Source organism: Sphingobacterium sp. UBA2610 (assembly GCF_002339225.1).
Taxonomy (GTDB): Bacteria; Bacteroidota; Bacteroidia; order Sphingobacteriales; family Sphingobacteriaceae; genus Sphingobacterium; species Sphingobacterium multivorum.
Genome location: NZ_DDKA01000013.1, coordinates 302,035 through 320,846, shown reverse-complemented (window position 1 = coordinate 320,846; position 18,812 = coordinate 302,035). Strand labels below are relative to the sequence as shown.

Annotated in this window: 18 protein-coding genes; 9 read left to right on the top strand and 9 right to left on the bottom strand. The window is 39.7% G+C overall.

The window, feature by feature from the left end; translation table 11 throughout:
- Positions 1-516 precede the first annotated feature (516 nt).
- Positions 517-1,407 carry a DUF4886 domain-containing protein gene (locus B4Z47_RS10225; protein ID WP_236560117.1) on the top strand — a complete coding sequence of 297 codons (891 nt, stop codon included), beginning with the start codon at positions 517-519 and terminating at the stop codon, positions 1,405-1,407.
- Positions 1,408-1,414: 7 nt separating this feature from the next.
- Entirely contained in the window at positions 1,415-1,915 is a 501-nt protein-coding gene (locus tag B4Z47_RS10220; protein WP_070564653.1) for a DinB family protein, read from the top strand.
- Positions 1,916-1,993: 78 nt separating this feature from the next.
- On the opposite strand, the gene sucD is transcribed toward B4Z47_RS10220, so the two are convergent.
- Positions 1,994-2,866 (bottom strand): succinate--CoA ligase subunit alpha, encoded by an 873-nt coding sequence (gene sucD / locus B4Z47_RS10215; protein WP_070564656.1) that lies wholly within the window; start codon positions 2,864-2,866, stop codon positions 1,994-1,996.
- Between the two features lie 90 nt (positions 2,867-2,956).
- Positions 2,957-3,490: an RNA methyltransferase gene (locus B4Z47_RS10210; protein WP_070564659.1), complete on the bottom strand. Its 534-nt coding sequence runs from the start codon at positions 3,488-3,490 to the stop codon at positions 2,957-2,959.
- 113 nt (positions 3,491-3,603) lie between these two features.
- On the opposite strand from B4Z47_RS10210, the gene rpsT reads away from it, so the two are divergent.
- A complete protein-coding gene (rpsT, locus tag B4Z47_RS10205; protein ID WP_046671646.1) occupies positions 3,604-3,858 on the top strand; it encodes a 30S ribosomal protein S20 in 255 nt (84 codons plus the stop codon).
- Positions 3,859-4,006: 148 nt separating this feature from the next.
- Here the strand turns inward: rpsT and B4Z47_RS10200 are convergent, their stop codons facing one another.
- Together B4Z47_RS10200 and B4Z47_RS10195 are read right to left on the bottom strand one after the other, a co-directional pair.
- The gene (locus tag B4Z47_RS10200; protein ID WP_070564662.1) at positions 4,007-4,858 is read right to left on the bottom strand and encodes a 3-keto-disaccharide hydrolase; all 852 of its coding nucleotides are present in this window, start codon (positions 4,856-4,858) and stop codon (positions 4,007-4,009) included.
- Between the two features lie 39 nt (positions 4,859-4,897).
- A complete protein-coding gene (locus B4Z47_RS10195; RefSeq protein ID WP_070564665.1) occupies positions 4,898-5,731 on the bottom strand; it encodes an AraC family transcriptional regulator in 834 nt (277 codons plus the stop codon).
- Between the two features lie 433 nt (positions 5,732-6,164).
- Here B4Z47_RS10195 and B4Z47_RS10190 point away from each other — a divergent pair, with 433 nt between their 5' ends.
- The gene (locus B4Z47_RS10190; RefSeq protein ID WP_070564668.1) at positions 6,165-7,661 is read left to right on the top strand and encodes a succinate CoA transferase; all 1,497 of its coding nucleotides are present in this window, start codon (positions 6,165-6,167) and stop codon (positions 7,659-7,661) included.
- Between the two features lie 141 nt (positions 7,662-7,802).
- Here B4Z47_RS10190 and B4Z47_RS10185 read toward each other — a convergent pair whose 3' ends face one another.
- Positions 7,803-8,390 carry a DNA alkylation repair protein gene (locus B4Z47_RS10185; RefSeq protein WP_262511819.1) on the bottom strand — a complete coding sequence of 196 codons (588 nt, stop codon included), beginning with the start codon at positions 8,388-8,390 and terminating at the stop codon, positions 7,803-7,805.
- Positions 8,391-8,544: 154 nt separating this feature from the next.
- Complete coding sequence (locus B4Z47_RS10180) at positions 8,545-9,042, bottom strand: DinB family protein (protein ID WP_070564673.1); 498 nt, start codon at positions 9,040-9,042, stop codon at positions 8,545-8,547.
- Between the two features lie 315 nt (positions 9,043-9,357).
- Between B4Z47_RS10180 and B4Z47_RS10175 the strand changes: the two genes are divergently transcribed.
- The 5 genes from B4Z47_RS10175 to B4Z47_RS10160 all read left to right on the top strand — a co-directional run bounded on the left by B4Z47_RS10175 (position 9,358) and on the right by B4Z47_RS10160 (position 14,392).
- Positions 9,358-10,098: an alpha-L-fucosidase gene (locus B4Z47_RS10175; protein ID WP_286727302.1), complete on the top strand. Its 741-nt coding sequence runs from the start codon at positions 9,358-9,360 to the stop codon at positions 10,096-10,098.
- Positions 10,043-10,396: an alpha-L-fucosidase gene (locus tag B4Z47_RS24720; protein WP_376782380.1), complete on the top strand. Its 354-nt coding sequence runs from the start codon at positions 10,043-10,045 to the stop codon at positions 10,394-10,396. The genes B4Z47_RS10175 and B4Z47_RS24720 overlap by 56 nt, the downstream gene beginning before the upstream one ends.
- 83 nt (positions 10,397-10,479) lie before the next feature.
- Positions 10,480-10,887 carry an EthD family reductase gene (locus B4Z47_RS10170; RefSeq protein WP_083295884.1) on the top strand — a complete coding sequence of 136 codons (408 nt, stop codon included), beginning with the start codon at positions 10,480-10,482 and terminating at the stop codon, positions 10,885-10,887.
- Positions 10,888-11,071: 184 nt separating this feature from the next.
- Positions 11,072-13,339 carry a right-handed parallel beta-helix repeat-containing protein gene (locus B4Z47_RS10165; protein ID WP_139144951.1) on the top strand — a complete coding sequence of 756 codons (2,268 nt, stop codon included), beginning with the start codon at positions 11,072-11,074 and terminating at the stop codon, positions 13,337-13,339.
- Positions 13,340-13,960: 621 nt separating this feature from the next.
- Positions 13,961-14,392 (top strand): DoxX family protein, encoded by a 432-nt coding sequence (locus tag B4Z47_RS10160; protein ID WP_115049632.1) that lies wholly within the window; start codon positions 13,961-13,963, stop codon positions 14,390-14,392.
- 104 nt (positions 14,393-14,496) lie between these two features.
- Here the strand turns inward: B4Z47_RS10160 and B4Z47_RS10155 are convergent, their stop codons facing one another.
- The 3 genes from B4Z47_RS10155 to B4Z47_RS10145 form a co-directional block, all read right to left on the bottom strand.
- Complete coding sequence (locus B4Z47_RS10155; RefSeq protein ID WP_070564682.1) at positions 14,497-15,789, bottom strand: hypothetical protein; 1,293 nt, start codon at positions 15,787-15,789, stop codon at positions 14,497-14,499.
- Positions 15,790-16,060: 271 nt separating this feature from the next.
- Positions 16,061-16,954: a discoidin domain-containing protein gene (locus B4Z47_RS10150; RefSeq protein WP_083295886.1), complete on the bottom strand. Its 894-nt coding sequence runs from the start codon at positions 16,952-16,954 to the stop codon at positions 16,061-16,063.
- A 22-nt stretch (positions 16,955-16,976) separates the two neighbouring features.
- The gene (locus tag B4Z47_RS10145; RefSeq protein WP_070565294.1) at positions 16,977-18,809 is read right to left on the bottom strand and encodes a RagB/SusD family nutrient uptake outer membrane protein; all 1,833 of its coding nucleotides are present in this window, start codon (positions 18,807-18,809) and stop codon (positions 16,977-16,979) included.
- Between the last annotated feature and the right edge of the window lie 3 nt (positions 18,810-18,812).

The window sequence follows — 18,812 nt, the reverse complement described above, 5'->3', positions numbered from 1 at the left end:
AGGTGGGAGAGTAGGTCGGTGCCTTTTTTTACACGGAAGCCCTTGCTGGAATCAGTCAAGTGCTTCTTCCGTTTAAGTCCTTGCGTATTTACATGTACAGGCTATTGCATATCCTCCGCCTAGTGGTTATCGCAGCACAGGACCGTCGGTGAGCCTGCTCCATCGGAAGCTGTTCCGCAAACGGTAGCAGTCCTGCAGCCTGCACTGACCGTGTCAAATCCTATTACTTTTACCTGTATACTATAGCTGCATATCAATTGGCCTTGCAGTAGTTACTTGTTATAACTAGTTTTATATGTTATCTGACTGTTAGGAAGTATATTGGTAGTGGTCGCAGATATAGCTATCAGAATTACATGCTATACAGCTATTTTCCACTATTATTAAGTTTTATGAGCAGATATCCCTGTCCCAGCTGCTGTCTCGATAACTTACAGATGGGAGAAAATCTCCCTTTCTAGGTATATCATTCGTATTTCTACGAGATATTATCTAATTTAGTTGTTATTGCATTATATGATGATAAAAGTAAAACAGGTATTGGTTTTTGGTTTTTTAATCGTATTCTTTTTGAGGAATAATCGATTAAATGCGCAAAATAAATCTTTGGATGATGGTGTGCTACGAATATTGGCCATCGGTAATAGTTTCTCGGAAGATGCTATTGAACAGAATTTATATGAATTGGCGAAAGCCGGCAAGAAAAAGATAGTGATCGGCAATCTCTATATTGGGGGAGCTCCTCTAAATTTACATGTAAGTAACGCAAAAGATGATAAGCCAGCTTATCGCTACCGGAAAATAAATCTTGACGGGCAAATGTCCGAGAAAGCAAATGAGCGCTTATCTGAAGCGCTTATCGATGAGGCTTGGGATTATATTAGCTTTCAGCAAGCAAGTCCGCTATCAGGAGATTATGATTCGTATGCGAAGGATCTGCCACCTTTATATGATTATGTAACAAAACATATTCTATTTCCTGAAACTAAGTATATATTGCATCAAACTTGGGCATATCAGAACGGTTCATCGCATGAAGGTTTTGTTCGTTATAACCGTAGCCAAGATAGTATGTATAGGGCTATTGCCAATACTTCGCAAGAGGTGTTTAACTGGGGTAATTTCGATCTGTTGATTCCTTCGGGTACAGCTGTTCAAAATGCACGTTCGAGTTTTGTGGGGGATAATTTTACGCGTGATGGTTATCACCTAAATCTGAACTATGGACGTTTCGTTGCTGCCTGTACCTGGTATGAGGCGTTATTCCATGAAAATATACTGAACAATACATTTTTACCGCTTAAAGTAACCTATGTAGAGGGAGAAATTGCGCGAGCAGCAGCACATAAGGCAGTGGAATTCCCCTATGCTGTTACCGTATTAAAAGATTTTCAATTAATGAACTAGTATTTATATGAGTATCAAAAAGAGCTATTTGATCGAATTGGATCACGAAACAAAAAATACCAAACGTATTCTAGATCGGATACCGGACGATAAATTGGATTGGCGCCCGCACGAAAAATCGATGAGTTTGGGCGAATTGGCTGCTCATGTTGTCGAGTTACATAACTGGGTACACAAGGCAATACCAAAGGACGTATTTGATTTTAAAGTAGATTATAAGCCTCTCAAAGTATCCTCTGTCGAAGAGTTGAAAACAATCCTCACTCTTGGACTGGAAGAGAACAAGGCAACACTAGCGGATATCGCCGAATCGGATTGGTTTAATGAATGGGTGCTTAAAGCTGGGGACCATGAGATTGCCCGTTTGCCACGAGCTGGAGCGATACGTTTTATTGTCAATAATCATATCGTTCATCATCGTGGTCAGTTGACTGTTTATTTGCGATTATTGGATATTGCCGTACCGGGCTTATATGGACCATCGGCAGACGAAGCAATGTCTAGTTAATGTTGTCATCTAATTATTAGGTATAAAAAAAAGGGAATCAAATTTGATTCCCTTTTTTTTATATGCTCGATGGTCTAATTATTTAGCCAATTCTTCTGCGATTGCTTTTCCAATTTCAGCTGGAGATTCAACAACACGAATACCACACTCACGCATGATTTTCATTTTTGCAGCAGCAGTGTCATCTGCACCACCTACAATTGCACCAGCGTGTCCCATACGACGTCCTGGAGGCGCTGTTTGACCTGCGATAAATCCAACAACAGGTTTAGTACCGTGTTCTTTGATCCAACGAGCAGCTTCAGCTTCCATTCCACCACCAATTTCACCGATCATGATGATCGCTTCAGTTTCAGGGTCATTCATTAATAATTCAACAGCTTCTTTCGTTGTTGTACCAATGATAGGGTCACCACCAATTCCGATTGCTGTTGTGATACCTAATCCTGCTTTTACAGTTTGATCTACGGCTTCGTAAGTTAAAGTTCCTGATTTAGAAACAACACCTACATTACCTTTTTTGAAGATAAATCCTGGCATGATACCGATTTTAGCTTCGCCTGCAGTGATGATACCTGGGCAGTTAGGACCGATCAAACGAGAGTTTTTGTCGCTCAAGTAAGATTTTACTTGGATCATATCTTTTGTTGGGATACCTTCTGTAATACAAACAATCACTTCGATACCAGCAGCGGCAGCTTCCATGATCGCATCTGCAGCAAATGCTGGAGGTACAAAAATAATAGAAACATTAGCTCCTGTAGTGTCAACTGCATCTTGCACAGTATTGAATACAGGACGGTCTAAGTGTTGTTGACCACCTTTACCAGGAGTAACACCACCAACTACATTTGTTCCGTACTCAATCATTTGAGTAGCATGGTAAGTACCTTCGTTTCCAGTGAAACCTTGAACGATTACTTTTGAATCTTTATTAACTAATACACTCATTTCTTCTTTAAATTTTGCACACAAATCTACTATTTTGCTTTCTAAAATGGAAGCAATGTGAATAGGAATGTGACCTTTATTGATAAATTTTTAATTGAAATTGCGTTTTTGGATAAAATCCCAAAGAATAATGCCAATTGCGACAGATACATTTAAGGAATGTTTGGTTCCGTATTGGGGGATTTCGATGCAGGTATCAATTTTTTCCATGACATCTTCATCTACTCCATTGACCTCATTTCCAAAAATCAATGCATACTTTTTATCATTTTCTGGTTCAAACTGATGTAACATAACACTATCATCTGCTTGCTCGATGGCAATAATGACATACCCTTCTGACCGAAGCTGATCAACAACAGCTGTGGTATCTTTGTGGTATTCCCAAGCAACTGATTGAGTAGCCCCGAGGGCGGTCTTTTCGATTTCGCGATGGGGAGGTGTGCCCGTAATGCCACACAAGTATATTTTTTCAATAGCAAATCCGTCTGCAGTACGGAAGGCCGAGCCCACATTATGCATGCTCCGTACATTGTCCATAACGATTGTGATAGGAGTTTTTTCTTGTTTTTTAAACGATTCAACATCTGTACGTTGAAGTTCATCCATCGATAATTTTTGCATGTCGCAAATATACTAAACCTAAAAAATAAAATAGATTTTGAATATTGAAAATAAGGTGTTATTTTTGCAGTCCGAATTACAAGAAAAAATTGAATAAAAATTAGCTAAAAAAAATGGCAAATCATAAATCAGCGATCAAAAGAATTAGAGCAAACGCTACTAAACGTTTAAGAAACCGTTACCAAGCAAAAACTACACGTAACGCAATCAAAAAATTACGTCACACTACTTCTGCAGAAGAAGCAAAAACATTGTTACCACGCGTAATTTCTATGCTTGATCGTTTGGCAAAGAAAAATGTGATCCACAAGAAAAAAGCTTCTAACAACAAATCTAAGTTAACAAAATTTGTTAACGGTTTAGCGTAAGCTTTTCGTATAGATATAGAGGGGTACAGCTCGCTGTATCCCTTTTCTTTATGTTATATACTTTGGATTTCTCTTTCCAAGCGAATGGTAAATAAAAAAGCATCGATATTCGATGCTTTTTTATTTTAAAACTGACTTGGAGTGTTTTTTATTGTTGCAAATTTGGAAGTAGCTCCGCGATGACCTTTTTCAATTTGTTGGGATCTTTCATGTAAGGTTCCAAATCGTAAAGTTCCACTTTTTTAAAGTCAATGGGATGACTCTCACTCTGCAGTGAAATAGTCCCCTTACTTAAAAGCTGACCATCCTTTTTCACTTTAGGATCGAAACCACTTACATTGCCGCCACCAATTTGGGGTTTATTATACTGTAATACGACCTTGTTTTCAAGGATATGCTGCACAAGTGAGTCTCCCAATACTAAGAAATCAGCAGTTACCCATTGATCTCCAGCATAGGTTTTTGATGTTGAGCTGCTGCAATGTGGTGTAAATAGCTTATTGTCGATCACAACGTTTGTGCCTGGTGTACAAAGGTTACTTGTGGTCCGTTCGTCCTTGCCATTTCCACCCAGCAGTTGCCCCTCGATCGATATTGGAAAGTCTTGATCCACCCCCATGGTATTAGGATCCTGTCCATGTAGCATGGCTCCGCTATTACGCCAGGCCCAACCTTCTCCACCATTTACCTGTTCACCAACAAATCTGTAAGTGACGCGCAATAAATAAGCTGAGAATTCTTTATTGTAGAATAGATGACCATACTGAAAATTAAAATTATCATAACCATCATATCTTACTTTGAGTAAACCGTCTTCTACACGAAATGTATTTTTATAATTATCCCCAACTTTGTGGTTTCTGATTTTTGGGGTCCAGTTCTTCAAATCTTTCCCATTAAATAACTGAATGGGTTTGGGTTTCTTATCTTGAGATTTGGCAAATAAAGAAGTGCTGAGCAATAAAATTCCAGCACTATAAATGATATGTTTGAATTTCATCCTGAATTAGGTTTATTGACCTAAATTAGGTAAACATTTTTAAATAAGCAATTCTTTTTGTTTGACATATTCGCTTGGACGGATACCGACGACCTTATTGAATGTGTTACTAAAGGTGGGGAGACTATTGTATCCAACTTTGAGTGCAACTTCATTTACACTTAGTTTTTCGTCTAAAAGGAGCTTAAGAGCAGTCAGCATTCTGAGAATAGTGTAGTACTGGATAAAAGACATATTTAATTCTTTTTGAAATAGTCTGGCTAATGTACGTTCACTAATGTTAAATAATCCGGCAAGTTTTTTAAAGCTGACATTTTCCTCTATATTCTCTTCGAGGTAAGTGACGATATCCTTTAATTTCTGATGATTAGGATAGGGCAAGGCCAATGGAAGCTCATGCAGCGATAATTCCGGCAAGATAAGTTTAAATGCTGTAGCGATACTATATTTAGGTTCTTCGATCGGAAAGATATTGCCATTCCAGCGGTTGGTAAACATAATCAGCTCTATCAAAAGATCATTTACTGGATAGATTCCCATTTTGCTATAGAAGGGTGCGTCATTATTGGTTTTGGGAAAGTACAAATTACGCATAACGACCTCCGGTGTACTTGGATGAATACTATGTTTTATTCCAGCGGGAATCCACAAATAATGTCGGGCAGGTAGAAAATATGATTTTTCCTCTGTCTTAACAAATACGACACCGCCTTCTGTATATAAAAATTGGTCCTTATCGTGGCAATGTTCGGAAATATGATTCTCTGCAATAATAGCGTGGTGACAGTAAATGCTATCTTCAAATGAGTCTACTTCCGTCATATAATAACGGTTGACATATTTAGCATCTGTCGTTATATCTTGTGTATTCATTTTAACCTATAATACTATGTCACAAAGGTAAGACTTTTTTACTAGACCCCACCTTTACTTCTTGAAAGTGAGTGTATGCTTACGTTAAAATGGCAATTAATCGACAAGAGAGTTAGTCTTTACTTACTTTGGTTTTACCTTTGTTGTTGTAAGTTGTTTGTTATCAGTGTGATATATATTATCAATCAGTGTGATATAAAATATTTTTTTATTATGATTTGTTGTATATTTTTGATTTGTAGCGAGTTGTGGCTTTTTAGTCTCGTTTGGATAATTTTGTGTCGAATGGTAATAAATATGCAGTTGAAAAAAATGCTAAAATTGTTTGGTTAAGCGGTTGGAAAATATAACAAAGAACTTTACAAATAAGGGAAATATATAGGTTTCAATTTCTTAAGTTTACAATAATGGAATAAAATCAAACTATAACAATATGGCTTACGAAAGAATAAAAGTTCAAAGCTTACATGATAAAGTGATTACAGCGGAAGAAGCTGCTAAGCTATTTCAAAATGGAATGGTCGTTGGATCGAGTGGTTTTACTAAGGCTGGAGACAGTAAGGTTGTGTTACCAGCCTTGGCTGAACGTGCAAAAGTGGATCCATTGAAAATAACCTTGATTACTGGGGCTTCGTTGGGACATGGAACAGACGGTAAATTGGCGGAAGCGGGGGCACTATCCAAGCGGATGCCTTTTCAGGTAGATCGTATTTTACGTAATAAAATTAATGCCGGGGATGTGCTGTTTATTGATCAGCATCTAAGCGAAACAGCCGAATTGCTGCACAATAAGAATTTGCCTCAGGTGGATATTGCTGTTTTGGAAGTAGCAGCAATAGAATCAGACGGAAGTATTGTTCCAACGACTTCTGTGGGAAATTCGGCTACTTTTGCTGCATTGGCTAAGCAGGTTATTTTGGAGGTCAATACTGCGATACCGATGACGATTAAAGGGATACATGATATTTACCAAGCAGAAGATTACCCTCGCCGTAATGTTATTCCGATTGTAGCACCTGAAAATAAAATTGGGCGTAAAACTATTCCTTTGGACGCAAGCAAGGTGGTGGGAATTGTGTTTACGAATGAGCTTGATAGCCCAGCCGATATTGCTGAACCGGATACCAAAACTACAGCGATAGCGAAGCATATTTTACAGTTTTTCGAAAATGAAGTAGAGCTAGGCCATTTGTCAGAAAGCTTGATGCCCCTCCAAGCGGGTATTGGAAAAGTAGCTAACGCTGTTCTGACCGGATTTATACATAGTAAGTTCCGTAATCTAACGATGTTTTCTGAAGTGTTGCAAGATAGTACCTTTGATCTTATCGATGCTGGAAAACTGGATTTTGCTTCTGCTTCTTCAATTACTGTTTCGGAAGAGTGTTATTCAAGAGTGTTCGATCATTTGGATCGATACCGCGATAAAATTGTATTGCGCCCACAGAACATTTCCAATACACCTGGACTGATCAAACGTTTGGGAATTATAGCAATTAATACAGCCATAGAGTTTGATATTTATGGAAACGTAAATTCTACCCATACTTCGGGAACAAATATCATGAATGGTATCGGTGGATCGGGTGACTTTGCACGTAATGCTTATTTGAGCATCTTTGTTACACAGGCAGCCTCTAAAGGGGATGCAATTTCTCATATTGTTCCTATGGTTTCTCACGTAGATCATACCGAACATGATGTCGATATTTTGGTAACAGATTATGGTTTGGCAGATTTGCGTGGTTTAGCGCCTCGTGAGCGAGCGAAAGTAATTATTGAGAACTGCGTACATCCCGATTATAGGGAGCAGCTATCAGACTATTATAACCGCGCTTGTGAAAGGGGAGGGCATACACCACATTTGTTAGAAGAGGCTTTTAGCTGGCATATTAATCTTCGTGAAAAAGGAACAATGAAAAAAGATCACTAACCGAGGGCGCGCGGTTACATATAGATTAAATGTATAAAGAAAGGCGAGGCTTAATGGTAGACTTCGCCTTTCTTGATGTATAACTATCACAAAGAAAATCACGTATTCATTTTATTGGTTACAATGAGCCATTGTGGCTTCCTATTGGATCTGTTTAGCCCCCAATTTGTGGCGATTGAGACCAATCGTAATTTTTGTCCGAAACCATTGTTTGGTTTCTGGCGATTCAATAACTTTACTGTAGCAAGCAACTAGCTTAGGGTGAAACTTTGCGATTGTTTTGGCCCCCCAGCCGATTCCTTTCTTCACGTGGAAATCTGTCGTGTTTGACAATGAAATCAGCAGCTTCAACAAAATGTCTACGAATGTGGCTGGTAGTCCCTTTTTTACAGCATAGTGCGTAGCTACACCAATGGTACGAACAATCCATTTATCAGGATGATGAGCTAATTCTTCTAATAATGGTATTGTCTTTTTAGGTGAAGTCAACAGCGCATGACCAAGTACGCGTTCGCCGATGATATCACAGACGTACCATTGATTGCCCATGGTTATATAGGTGCAGGCTTTATGGATGGATTCTTCAAAGTGTTCGGGGAGACGTTGCTGAAGAATTATTCCCGTTAAAACATAACTTCCCATTTCTGTTGTGACAATGAGACGATCCGTCAAGTGTAACTGCTCGGCCTCAGGCACGAATAGCATAATTTCCCTGGCCGCAAACTCCAGAAGTGGAAATCGAACTTTCTTTTTCAGTAAACACTCTTGTAAGCTTAATATAAGGCATTCAATACCGGATTGCTGTCATTGCTGTTTCGCCGCTGCGACAATTTCTCGGATTTGTACTTTACTGGTAATTTGGTCCATAGCGCTGCTCGAATCCCTATTGTTGATCTTTATAAATATTCCAATAATTAAAGTCTGTCATTGGGGCATCCGTAATTCCAATAGCTCGACCCATTGTAACGATTTGTCCCCTATGATATGTTCCGTGGAGGATCAGCTGTTGTATGTATTCATACTTTGTGAAATCGCATTGAAACCATGGTGATTCCACTTTGATATTTTTTTCAAGATCTAACTCCGATAGCTTGTTTATATAATCCACAAGTTGGACTGAACTTCTTCTTAGCGCTTCAAATATTTCTTCTTTTGTGGTTCGCTTTTTTTCAAAATCGAAATCATTGCTTTCTGAAATGTGGCTCCACCAATATTCCTGTGTCTGCAAGATGTGGTTTAAGGTTTTCAAAATGGTCGGGAAGCTTGAAGGTACCTCCTGGTTAAGTTGGTCGTCCGATTTATCAGCCAGCCAATTGATGTATTTATTGACAACCCAGTCGTTATACTCGGCACTTTTTGTAATTAAGGTCTTTAAACTCATAATTTCAATCTATAGTATGGTTTTTAATGAAATATTTACTAAATATAAATCCTTTTTGGAAAGAATTTATATTAAATTTCATAGCAGATAGACTGTTTGATAAGCTGCTTTGGAAGTTTTCATTTTTGTAAAATTGAGGCAGGTATAGCCCTGTACGCTAAGCGTAACTTCTTTGCAATAAATAAAAAGTGTTGTTCATATTTTTTATATTTATTTTGCAATAGCAGAATGGTTTAGCATTTGTCGAATGCGCAAGATACCGATAGAAGATTTGACAGCCGCTTGAGCTTGTTGGATTAACCAATTATAATAAATATGATAAAAGCAACGCATTGTATTCTTTCTCTACTAGCCATGTTGTTTATGAACATGGGAAACGCCCAAGTTAATAATTTAAAGGAATCCAAAAAGGATTTTGATGAACGGATGCATTGGTTTAGGGAAGCAAAATATGGAATGTTTATTCATTTTGGGCTTTATAGTCAACTTGGAGGGATATATAAAGGGAATTCAACCAAAGGATATGCCGAGTGGATACAATCGGAAATGAATATTCCGAAGGCAGCCTATTCGGAGCTGATTAACACATGGAACCCTAAGGACTTCAATGCAGATCGTATTGTTCAATTGGCTAAGGATGCTGGAATGAAGTATATTGTCCTGACGACCAAACACCATGAGGGCTTTTGTCTGTGGGATTCCCCCTACACAGATTATGATATAGCTTCGACCCCAATGAAAGGAAGAGATCTCGTGCGGGAGTTGTCCACAGCTTGTAAGAAAGCTGGGATTAGATTTGGTACCTACTACAGTATTATCGATTGGCATCACGATTCGCAATATGTCGATCCCAATGGTAAAGGAGATTGGGGCCAGATCCTCATCAAGCCAGAACAGAAAGCTGCTTATATTCAATACATGAAAAATCAATTGAAAGAATTGGTTGTAAAGTATGATACCGACATCCTTTGGTTTGATGGGGACTGGGTGAACTGGTGGGATATGGCCGCAGGAGAAGATCTTTATCAATATCTACGCAACCTCTCTTATCATTAATAACCGCGTAGCAAAGCGTGATCAATTTAAGCGAGATTTTGGAACGCCTGAACAAGAACATCCTGGAGCGTTACTGGATTACGATTGGGAAGCCTGCTATACCCTGAACAATTCTTGGGGATATAAAAAATCAGATAATAATTGGAAATCTCCCACAGAAGTAAATACTAAGCTACGAGAGATAAATGAAAAAGGTGGAAATTTGTTGCTCAATATTGGACCTGATGCTAACGGAAACGTGCCGGTTGCTAGTAAAGAAATTTTGTTGAAAGCAGCCACAGAGCGCAAAAAGAACTAATCTAAGCAATATTCGCTGCTTGTTGACTCATGGCAAATGTTTTTGGAAAAAAGAGTGTTATTTAATCTTACTTATCAACAAATATGAAAACAAAGATCATTTTAGTTATGGTTTTGATAACCATGCTGTTGGGCTTTCAGTGCAATGTAAAGGCAGATCCACCTTTTCATAAAAAAGGGATGATCAGGGTATCGATTTTTTATCGTAATGGACCTGGAAAGACATTTGATTGGGATTATTATCTCTCTAAACATATTGCGCTTGTCAAAAAAGTTTACGGTAAAGCACTGAAAGGCGTAACCATTGATAAAGGGCTTTCGGGACGTAGCTCAGCAGAAGGTCCGATTTATTTGGCCATTTGCCATTTGTATTTTGATGCTGTTGCAGCCTATCAGGATCCTTTAAAAGAAAATGGGAAAAAGTTTGCTGAAGATTTTCCAAAGTACACGAATATTGCGCCAGAGGTACAGATTAGTGAAGTGATTCAATAGACCGTTCGTTAATTAGGCGAAATACTATTGTTTTGTGAAATATAAATCTGATCGAATGAAACACGAACTGAAAAAGTCGTTTGTGCATAGCAAACGACTTTATTTTTATGGACTTATAGACCTAACTATATAGCGGGTTTATAGTCGATGTAATCTAGCTAAAACTATATGAACGATTAAAATTATGAAGATATCTTGTATGCTATTTCCTAAATTATTATTTATTGGCCTTACCGGTGTCACTTCGCTTAGTGTGCGTGGGCAACAGGCTGGCTCGGTCAAACGTATTTATGTCAGTACAAAAGGAAGTGATAGAAACCAAGGAACTATGGCCAGTCCCTATGCCACAGCTGAAGCCGCATTGCGATCGGTAGAAAAACAGAAGCAAGGGAAAAATACACCAGGCATCGAAATCATCTTTATGGCAGGCACCTATCAGCTGGATAAACCGATTGAATTGTCTGCTGGGATATCGGGTACAAGAAGGCAACCCTTGCGGATTAAAGCTGAGGATGGAGCACAAGTTACGCTGAGTGGTGGCAAATCGCTTAACCTCAAATGGAAACAGGGCGATCATGGTATTTGGGAGGCTAAGGTTCCAAGAGGATTAAACTTCCAAAGTCTATATGCTAATGATAAGCATCTTGTCCGGGCACGTTATCCAAACTACGATCCCACAGTCTTGCCATTTCAAGGCTATGCTGCAGATGCATTAAGTCCCGAACGTGTTGCAACCTGGAAAAACCCTAAGGGGGGAATTGTACATGCTTTGCATGCTGGTCGCTGGGGAGGATTCCACTATAAGATTACCGGAAAAGATGGCTTATCAACAGTTACACTTGAAGGTGGACAGCAAAATAATCGTCCCAGCAAAATGCACGAGACCTATCGCTTTGTCGAAAATATCTTTGAAGAACTCGATACCTTTCAGGAGTGGTATTTGGATGAGGAGGAGGCACTCTTATTTTATATGCCTGCTAAAGGAGTTGATCCCAACCAGCTGAAGTTTGTAGCGCCACAATTGGAAAATCTAATCTATCTTTCAGGTTCATCTTCCAGACCAGTGCATGATATTGAGGTTAGTGGCCTTCGCTTCATGTATACTGCTCCTACCTTTATGAAAACAAGCGAACCACTCTTACGTAGCGATTGGACGATCTATCGACAGGGAGCCGTAAAGATTGAAGGTGCGGAAAACTGTATCTTCCGCGCGAATGATTTTATTGCTTTGGGTGGCAATGCAATATTTGTTAATAATTACAATCGCGGGGTCAAAATCGAAGGCAATCGGATTGAACAGATCGGTGCCGGAGCGATCAATTTTGTAGGAGATCCAGCAGCAGTACGCTCACCGGAATTTCGATATGAAAAATTTGTTCCGTTTGACCAAATGGATACCATCAAAGGGCCAAAAACCGATAATTATCCTATGGACTGTGAGGCGAGTGACAATCTGATTCATAACATTGGATTGATCGAAAAACAAGTAGCAGGTGTACAGGTCTCTATGGCTGAATCTTTACGAATTTTGCATAATACCATTTACAATGTGCCGCGAGCAGGTATTAATGTAGGTGATGGTACCTGGGGCGGTCATGAGATAGCTTACAACGATGTTTTTAATACAGTCCTGGAAACCAGCGATCATGGAGCCTTCAACTCATGGGGGCGCGACCGATTTTGGCATCCCAATCGAAAGGAGATGGATGAACTGACGGGGAAACATCCCAATTTAATATTGCTGGACGCAGTCAAAACAACCAAAATTCATGATAATAGATTTCGCTGTGATCACGGTTGGGATATTGATTTGGATGACGGATCTTCCAATTATGAAATTTACAATAACCTTTGTTTAAGTGGAGGGCTAAAACTAAGAGAAGGGTTTTATCGCAAAGTGTACAACAACGTGATGATCAACAATGGTTTTCATCCTCATGTATGGTTTCAGCATAGTCACGATGTATTCCGTAATAATATCGTGATGGAGTCCCATCAGGATATACAGGTCAAGTATTGGGGGGAAGAGGTAGACCATAATATTTACGGACGGCAGGATGACCTCGACAAAGATCGAGCAAAAGGCATAGAAAAACATGGTCGGGTTATTCAATTGAACTTTACGAATCCCGCACATGGTGATTTCCGGTTGAAAAACTGGAAGGATCAGGATTTTAAAAATTTTGACATGCTGCATTTTGGCGTTACCAGTAAAAAACTTAAAACTCTTGCCGCTAGTCCTGAAATACCTCAGTTGATCCAATCCGAAGCAAAGGAGCAGGGGAGCAGATGGTCCTGGAAGTCGGGGGTATTTAAATCAGTGGAGACTTTGGGGGAGCAGTCGGCCGCAGGCCTACCCGCGATAAACGGCGTGCTGCTGCTCGAGTTGGATGAAAAAGGCAATCTTTACAAAAGCGGTTTGCGTGTCGGCGATGTTGTATTGAATTATTAGGGCGAGAAAATAGATCAATTAATAGACCTGCAACAAGCGATAAAAAAGCATGTACACGCTGACCAGCCGAAGGTGTTCATTTTTAGAAACCAACAGCAGCAGGAATTAACCCTGCAGCTGTAGTAAATTTTCTATGGACTTATTGAAATATAGCATTGTACTTTGGTTTGTTGACATGCGATATAGCTATTGTGAGCAATTAGCAGTAAACATGGCAGTTGTGATAGATCGATCATCTTATGACGATATTATTTTTTTGTTTATAATTTTTATTTCCATTGGGACTATTGAGCATCTTGGTCGTCATTATAACAGTGTGTTATCATTTACTGGGGTAGACACATGATATTAAATTCTTATTCGTATTAATTGATGTATAAGGCTGTACAGCACATGAGTGCTGGCAGCCTTATTGATTTAACTGTGCAATGGGTTTGACCAAAGGTAATCGCCGAACGATGAGCGAGGAAGTGAAGGTACAACACGGGTATTACAGCGAGGGGAGTCTTTGTGAGTATGGGATGGTTGAAACAAATTTCTTAAACTGGTTTAAGTTTGGACTGTTTTTGTTCTTTTAAATTTGGTTTATATCGTTTATACCCTATTTATATAATTCATACCATGTATAGTCAACTTTTTGTACGTTTAGCTGTATCTACAGCGTTTCTGTCTGCTGTCGCAGATCGTTTGGGGCTGTGGGGGGTACCGGGGGCATCACATGTTTCCTGGGGAAATTGGGCCAATTTTGTAGCCTATTCAAATACCCTTAATTTTTTTGTGCCTGAAACTTTAGGTAATATACTTGCTATCGGCGCAACATTATTAGAGGTTGTCTTAGCAATCCTATTGCTGATCGGCTATAAACTGCGTTTTACTGCATTCGTTGCCGGGATTCTACTGATCTGCTTTGGGGTGGTGATGACCCTCTCGTTAGGAATTAAATCGACGTTCGATTATTCGGTCTGGGTAGGAGCGGCTGCCTGTTTTCTACTGCGGACTGCCGATAACTTTCCCATTAGCATAGATCGGTATATTGAACTTCGAAAAAAGTAAATGGATGGGTAACTGAAGGGTCGAAGATTTGATCGTCTTAGAAATACGTTTTAAAAAGCATAAAAAATGCCGTCAAACAAAGGAGCTTAACGGCATTTTTTTGATTACATTTCCTTTAAATTTACCTCTTTCTTTTCACCGTCTTTGTCAATGGTGACGTGCTTTTCAACATTGGCTTTGTCGACATAGGATGATCTTGCCGTACCATAATTTGTCGTGGAACCTGTATAACCCCAATAGTTATAATAATTGGTGTAGCCTGATACATAGGAATAGTTGTAAGAATTGGTAAAATCGAAGCTCGCCATAATCACGTATGCACCTGGCATGAGATCTGCAAATTCGAAATGCCCCTCATCATCATACACCTTTGCTTTTTTAATAGCATAGCCAAAATCGGGATCCAATGGAACTTCCTGCACCTTTTTCTGTTTTCGGATCTTTTTATTGACTTCCAGCCATTCTTCGTAATAGGCGGAGTTGGCGAAGAGCGTAATTTCTGTACCTTTTGGGGCATATTGCTTTTTGGCGGTATTCACGAGTCCGCCAAGTTTTTTTCCGGAGCTAGATCGAGCGTAAGCCGTCCCGATAATAACACTGTTACCCTGGGAAATCTGTTGGGCAGCCTGTTCTTTGTTAAATCTATTTTTAATAGGTTGATAGTCCAGTTCTTCGTTTACGGTAATTTCCCATTTGCCGTTTCCCATGGACATTTCCCTTTGCCATAATCGGCGATCTTTCTTATCGATGACATAATTATAGATGGCTCCGGTACTTTCTTCTAAAAGTGTAACCAGCCAACTGTCGTGTTTACCTGTTTTTGGGGAGCCATAACTGTAGCTTTTTACTTCCTTGATGGCATAGTCTTCGACGAAAATGTCCGAATCACTATTATAATAAAATTGCGGGATGCGCGCTTTATACCCTAGGTCTAAAGGGAGAGTTGAAATCAGGTGATCTGTCCAGTTAAAATCCACAAAAGGTCTAGTTGGCTGTAAGTTGATCTTTTTTTCCTTTTTCGTTTTCTTCGAATAATAATTACCTGTAATTGTTTCTCCAAAGTTGAGGTTTACTTTTGTTTCCTTGCCATCGCTAGAATAGCTGATAGACCGAAGTGTTTTTGCGTCGGCAGTCGTCGTGCGTATCGAAGTCCAGGCATTGTCTTTCGGAACATAGGTATTGGTTAACGTCAGCTGATTGTTGGCCGCTACAATATCGTAGGTCAGTGATCCTTGTTTGTCCCAATTGTTGTCTTTAACATAATAGACCGTATACAGTGATTTTTCTGGTTTTATATAGTTGGTATTGATATCGCTGCTCCCAGGGGTGACGGTCTTTTGACATAATCCTACGGCTGGAAGTAAACCTACTCCCAATACAAAGGCATATAATTTCATATATGTAAACTATAGTTAATGAAAAAACAAGTTGTTTTCTTGTTCGATTTATTTATCTAAGGTAATAAAAAAGTTTTTTATTTTTTTGCTGGGGATCGCTTCTTCACATAGGCTGATGCTATAGCGGAAATTTGACCTCAGAGCATTTTGGAGCTTGTTTGAATGTTGATGATATACTAGAGCGAAAAGTAAAACGGAGGTATTTCTACCTCCGTCGTTGTGCTCTTTTGAGCACCATTGATGATTAGAAAAAAAATCTTTGTGATGATGGTCAATAATTATCTTCAGCTTCCTTTTCTTTGTCGATGATAGAAGAGCGCATCCGGTAGACATTCATTTCACCCAGATGGGTATAACTTTTCCCGCCGTTTTTAAGGATCATTAGCCGGAAAAATTTGGCCTTATAGTTTTTATCAAAAGCCAAACTTTGCTCTTCAGCTACATTTGATGTGGAAAGATTATCCTTTGATGTAAACACTCTTGTCCACTGCTGGCCGTCTGAACTTATTTCTATTCCCCATTGTTTCGGACGTCCGGCTTCGTCGCTATTGTTTTGTCTGAAGAAGTACTTTATGGCGCCAATCTCTTCTTCTTGGGGAAAATTTAGTTGGATCCAGTGCGGAAGAGGGGCTGTATTTGCAGACCATGCTGTATGCCAATATGTATTCTTATCGCCGTCAAATAAATTCTTTTTGGGTCCCTCGCTGTTTTCCTGCGTGTAGGTTTCTACCATATTATCGGTCACCTGTATTTTAGTTAACTCGTTCGGGAAATAGGTCACTTCCGAAGGCCTAACGATTGGCCGAACACTATTGCTGCTTATGATATCTCCCCCAATGCTTGTTTTCTTGTCTTGATTGAACAATTGGACGTTGAAGACATATTCATATTTGTTGATCAATCCGTCGATCCGCATGGTGTCGGCAAAAGAACTTATATTGATTTTATAGATTTTATCGGGATCTTTTGATCCCACTTTTTTATATGTGATCTGTCCATAAAGATAATTGTTATCTGAAGGAAGTTTCCATTTCAGGAGAGTCCCGCCAATACGTGGTTCAGCTTCAATCGAAACCAGTTGTGGTGGCTTGGTCATTTTTATTTCGACTTTTTTACACGCTATTGCTAAAAAGAGTAGAGCGAATATTCCGATATTGTATTTCATCTTGTGCAATTCATTAAATTAATTAATAACCGGGATTTTGTACCAATTCCTCGTTTTTATTGATCTCTTCCTGTGGTATAGGCATTAAATAATTACGCTGACTAAAACTACGTGGAAAAACGACCGTTGTTATTTTGAAAAATTCTGTATCGGTAGCTCCTTGTATATTCATTCCTTTCGCCTGTTGGTTGAGGTATTGATCGGCGATCATCCAACGTCTTAAATCCCAGAAGCGATGGCCTTCCAAGTAAAGTTCAATAGTACGTTCTTGTCTGACGATGGAACGTAGTGTTGCCTGATTCGTTGCGCCGCCAATTGGAGCCCATGCGACATCAATTGTTGGGATGCCCGCACGGACCCTAACGCGGTCAATATATTGTTTGGCCGTATTCAGATCCTGACCGTATTCGATCAGCGCCTCCGCGTAGTTCAGGTACAATTCTGCTAGACGTATCACAGGCCATGGATAATTGACGGAGACCTGCAGTCTACTTTGGTTCAATTCGGGCGCAATACCTTTTTTGTTGAGATATCCTGTTGGTGAGTAGTTATTAGACCGTCCTTGGATGCCGCAATTGTCATTTTTCCGAAACTGAACTAGGATTTGATTGGCACTCCCTCTAACCACTTCATAGTAGCTGTTGTGATATGCAATCCAAGCATTGAAGCGCGGTTCTCTGTTTAGATTTAACGATAATGTATTGCCATTGGGTGTACTTGTTACAGCGTATCGTCCATTATAGTCATAATTGGGGTCTTTGTCAATCGGTAAACCATTTTTACTATAAAACGATTCGATCAGAGTGAGGGTCGGGGATACACCGTTATACGACTCACCTTGTGCGCCGCTAAGAAAGGGAGTAGATTTATTTTGAAAATCGTAGAGACCTTCCCGACGTGTTTCCGCCCAAATCACTTCTTTGGTATTGGCTTTGTCAATAAAAGTAAGGCGTAAGTCCTTTTCAATAGGATTAGCTGGTAGTACGGTATTGTAGGTGCTGTTTTTATACAGTGAAGCCCCACTTTGTTCAGCTGCATCAATGGCTTCTTTAGCCGCTAGGGCTGCACGGCGCCATTTTTCTTTGTCGAAGGTAGTACTGATCAATGCTGTGCCATCCAAATTTTTGAAATTGGCATAGAAGCTCTGTTTATTACCTCCACCGCCATTAAAGAGCGGTGATGCTGCATAAAGCAATACCCTAGCCTTTAGCGCTTTGGCAATAACCGAGGAAGCACGACCCCACTCATCCGCAGCACGAAGAGCAGGTAACTGTCCAGCTGTCTCATCCAGCTTTTTGATAATAAAATCAACGCAGGCATCATAAGTCGAACGTTTGGGATACGCTGAAGAAGGGGCATTGACGTCAAACTCTTGGTCTGCAATAACGACTGGACCGTACATCCGGACCAGTAAGAAATGATAAAAGCCGATCAGGAAATTGGCTTCAGCTTTATATTGTGCCGCCTCCTGTGGATCTATCCCAGGGACTTTATCTACATTGCGAATTAAGATATAGCATTGTCTTATTCCTTTGTAAAGGTTATCCCAGTAGGAAATGACAGGACTTGAGGCCGTATATTGCCCACGGGGAAATCGAGCAAAGGTTTCATGTTCAAAAGCAGTTGTTACTTCGTCGGAAGTCATCAAATCAATGGAAGAGGTGCCTACCCGAGAATTTGGAATCCACGCATAGCAGGAATACAAATAACCTTTGGCTGAATTTGGATCACGAAAGGCGTCTGCTTCCGAAGGACGTTCATCAGGGACGATATCCAAAAATTTACTGCAGGAAGTGGTAGTCAAAAAAGTCGCGCATGCGAATAATGCAAGGTAGCCTATATATTTTCTTTTCATCTG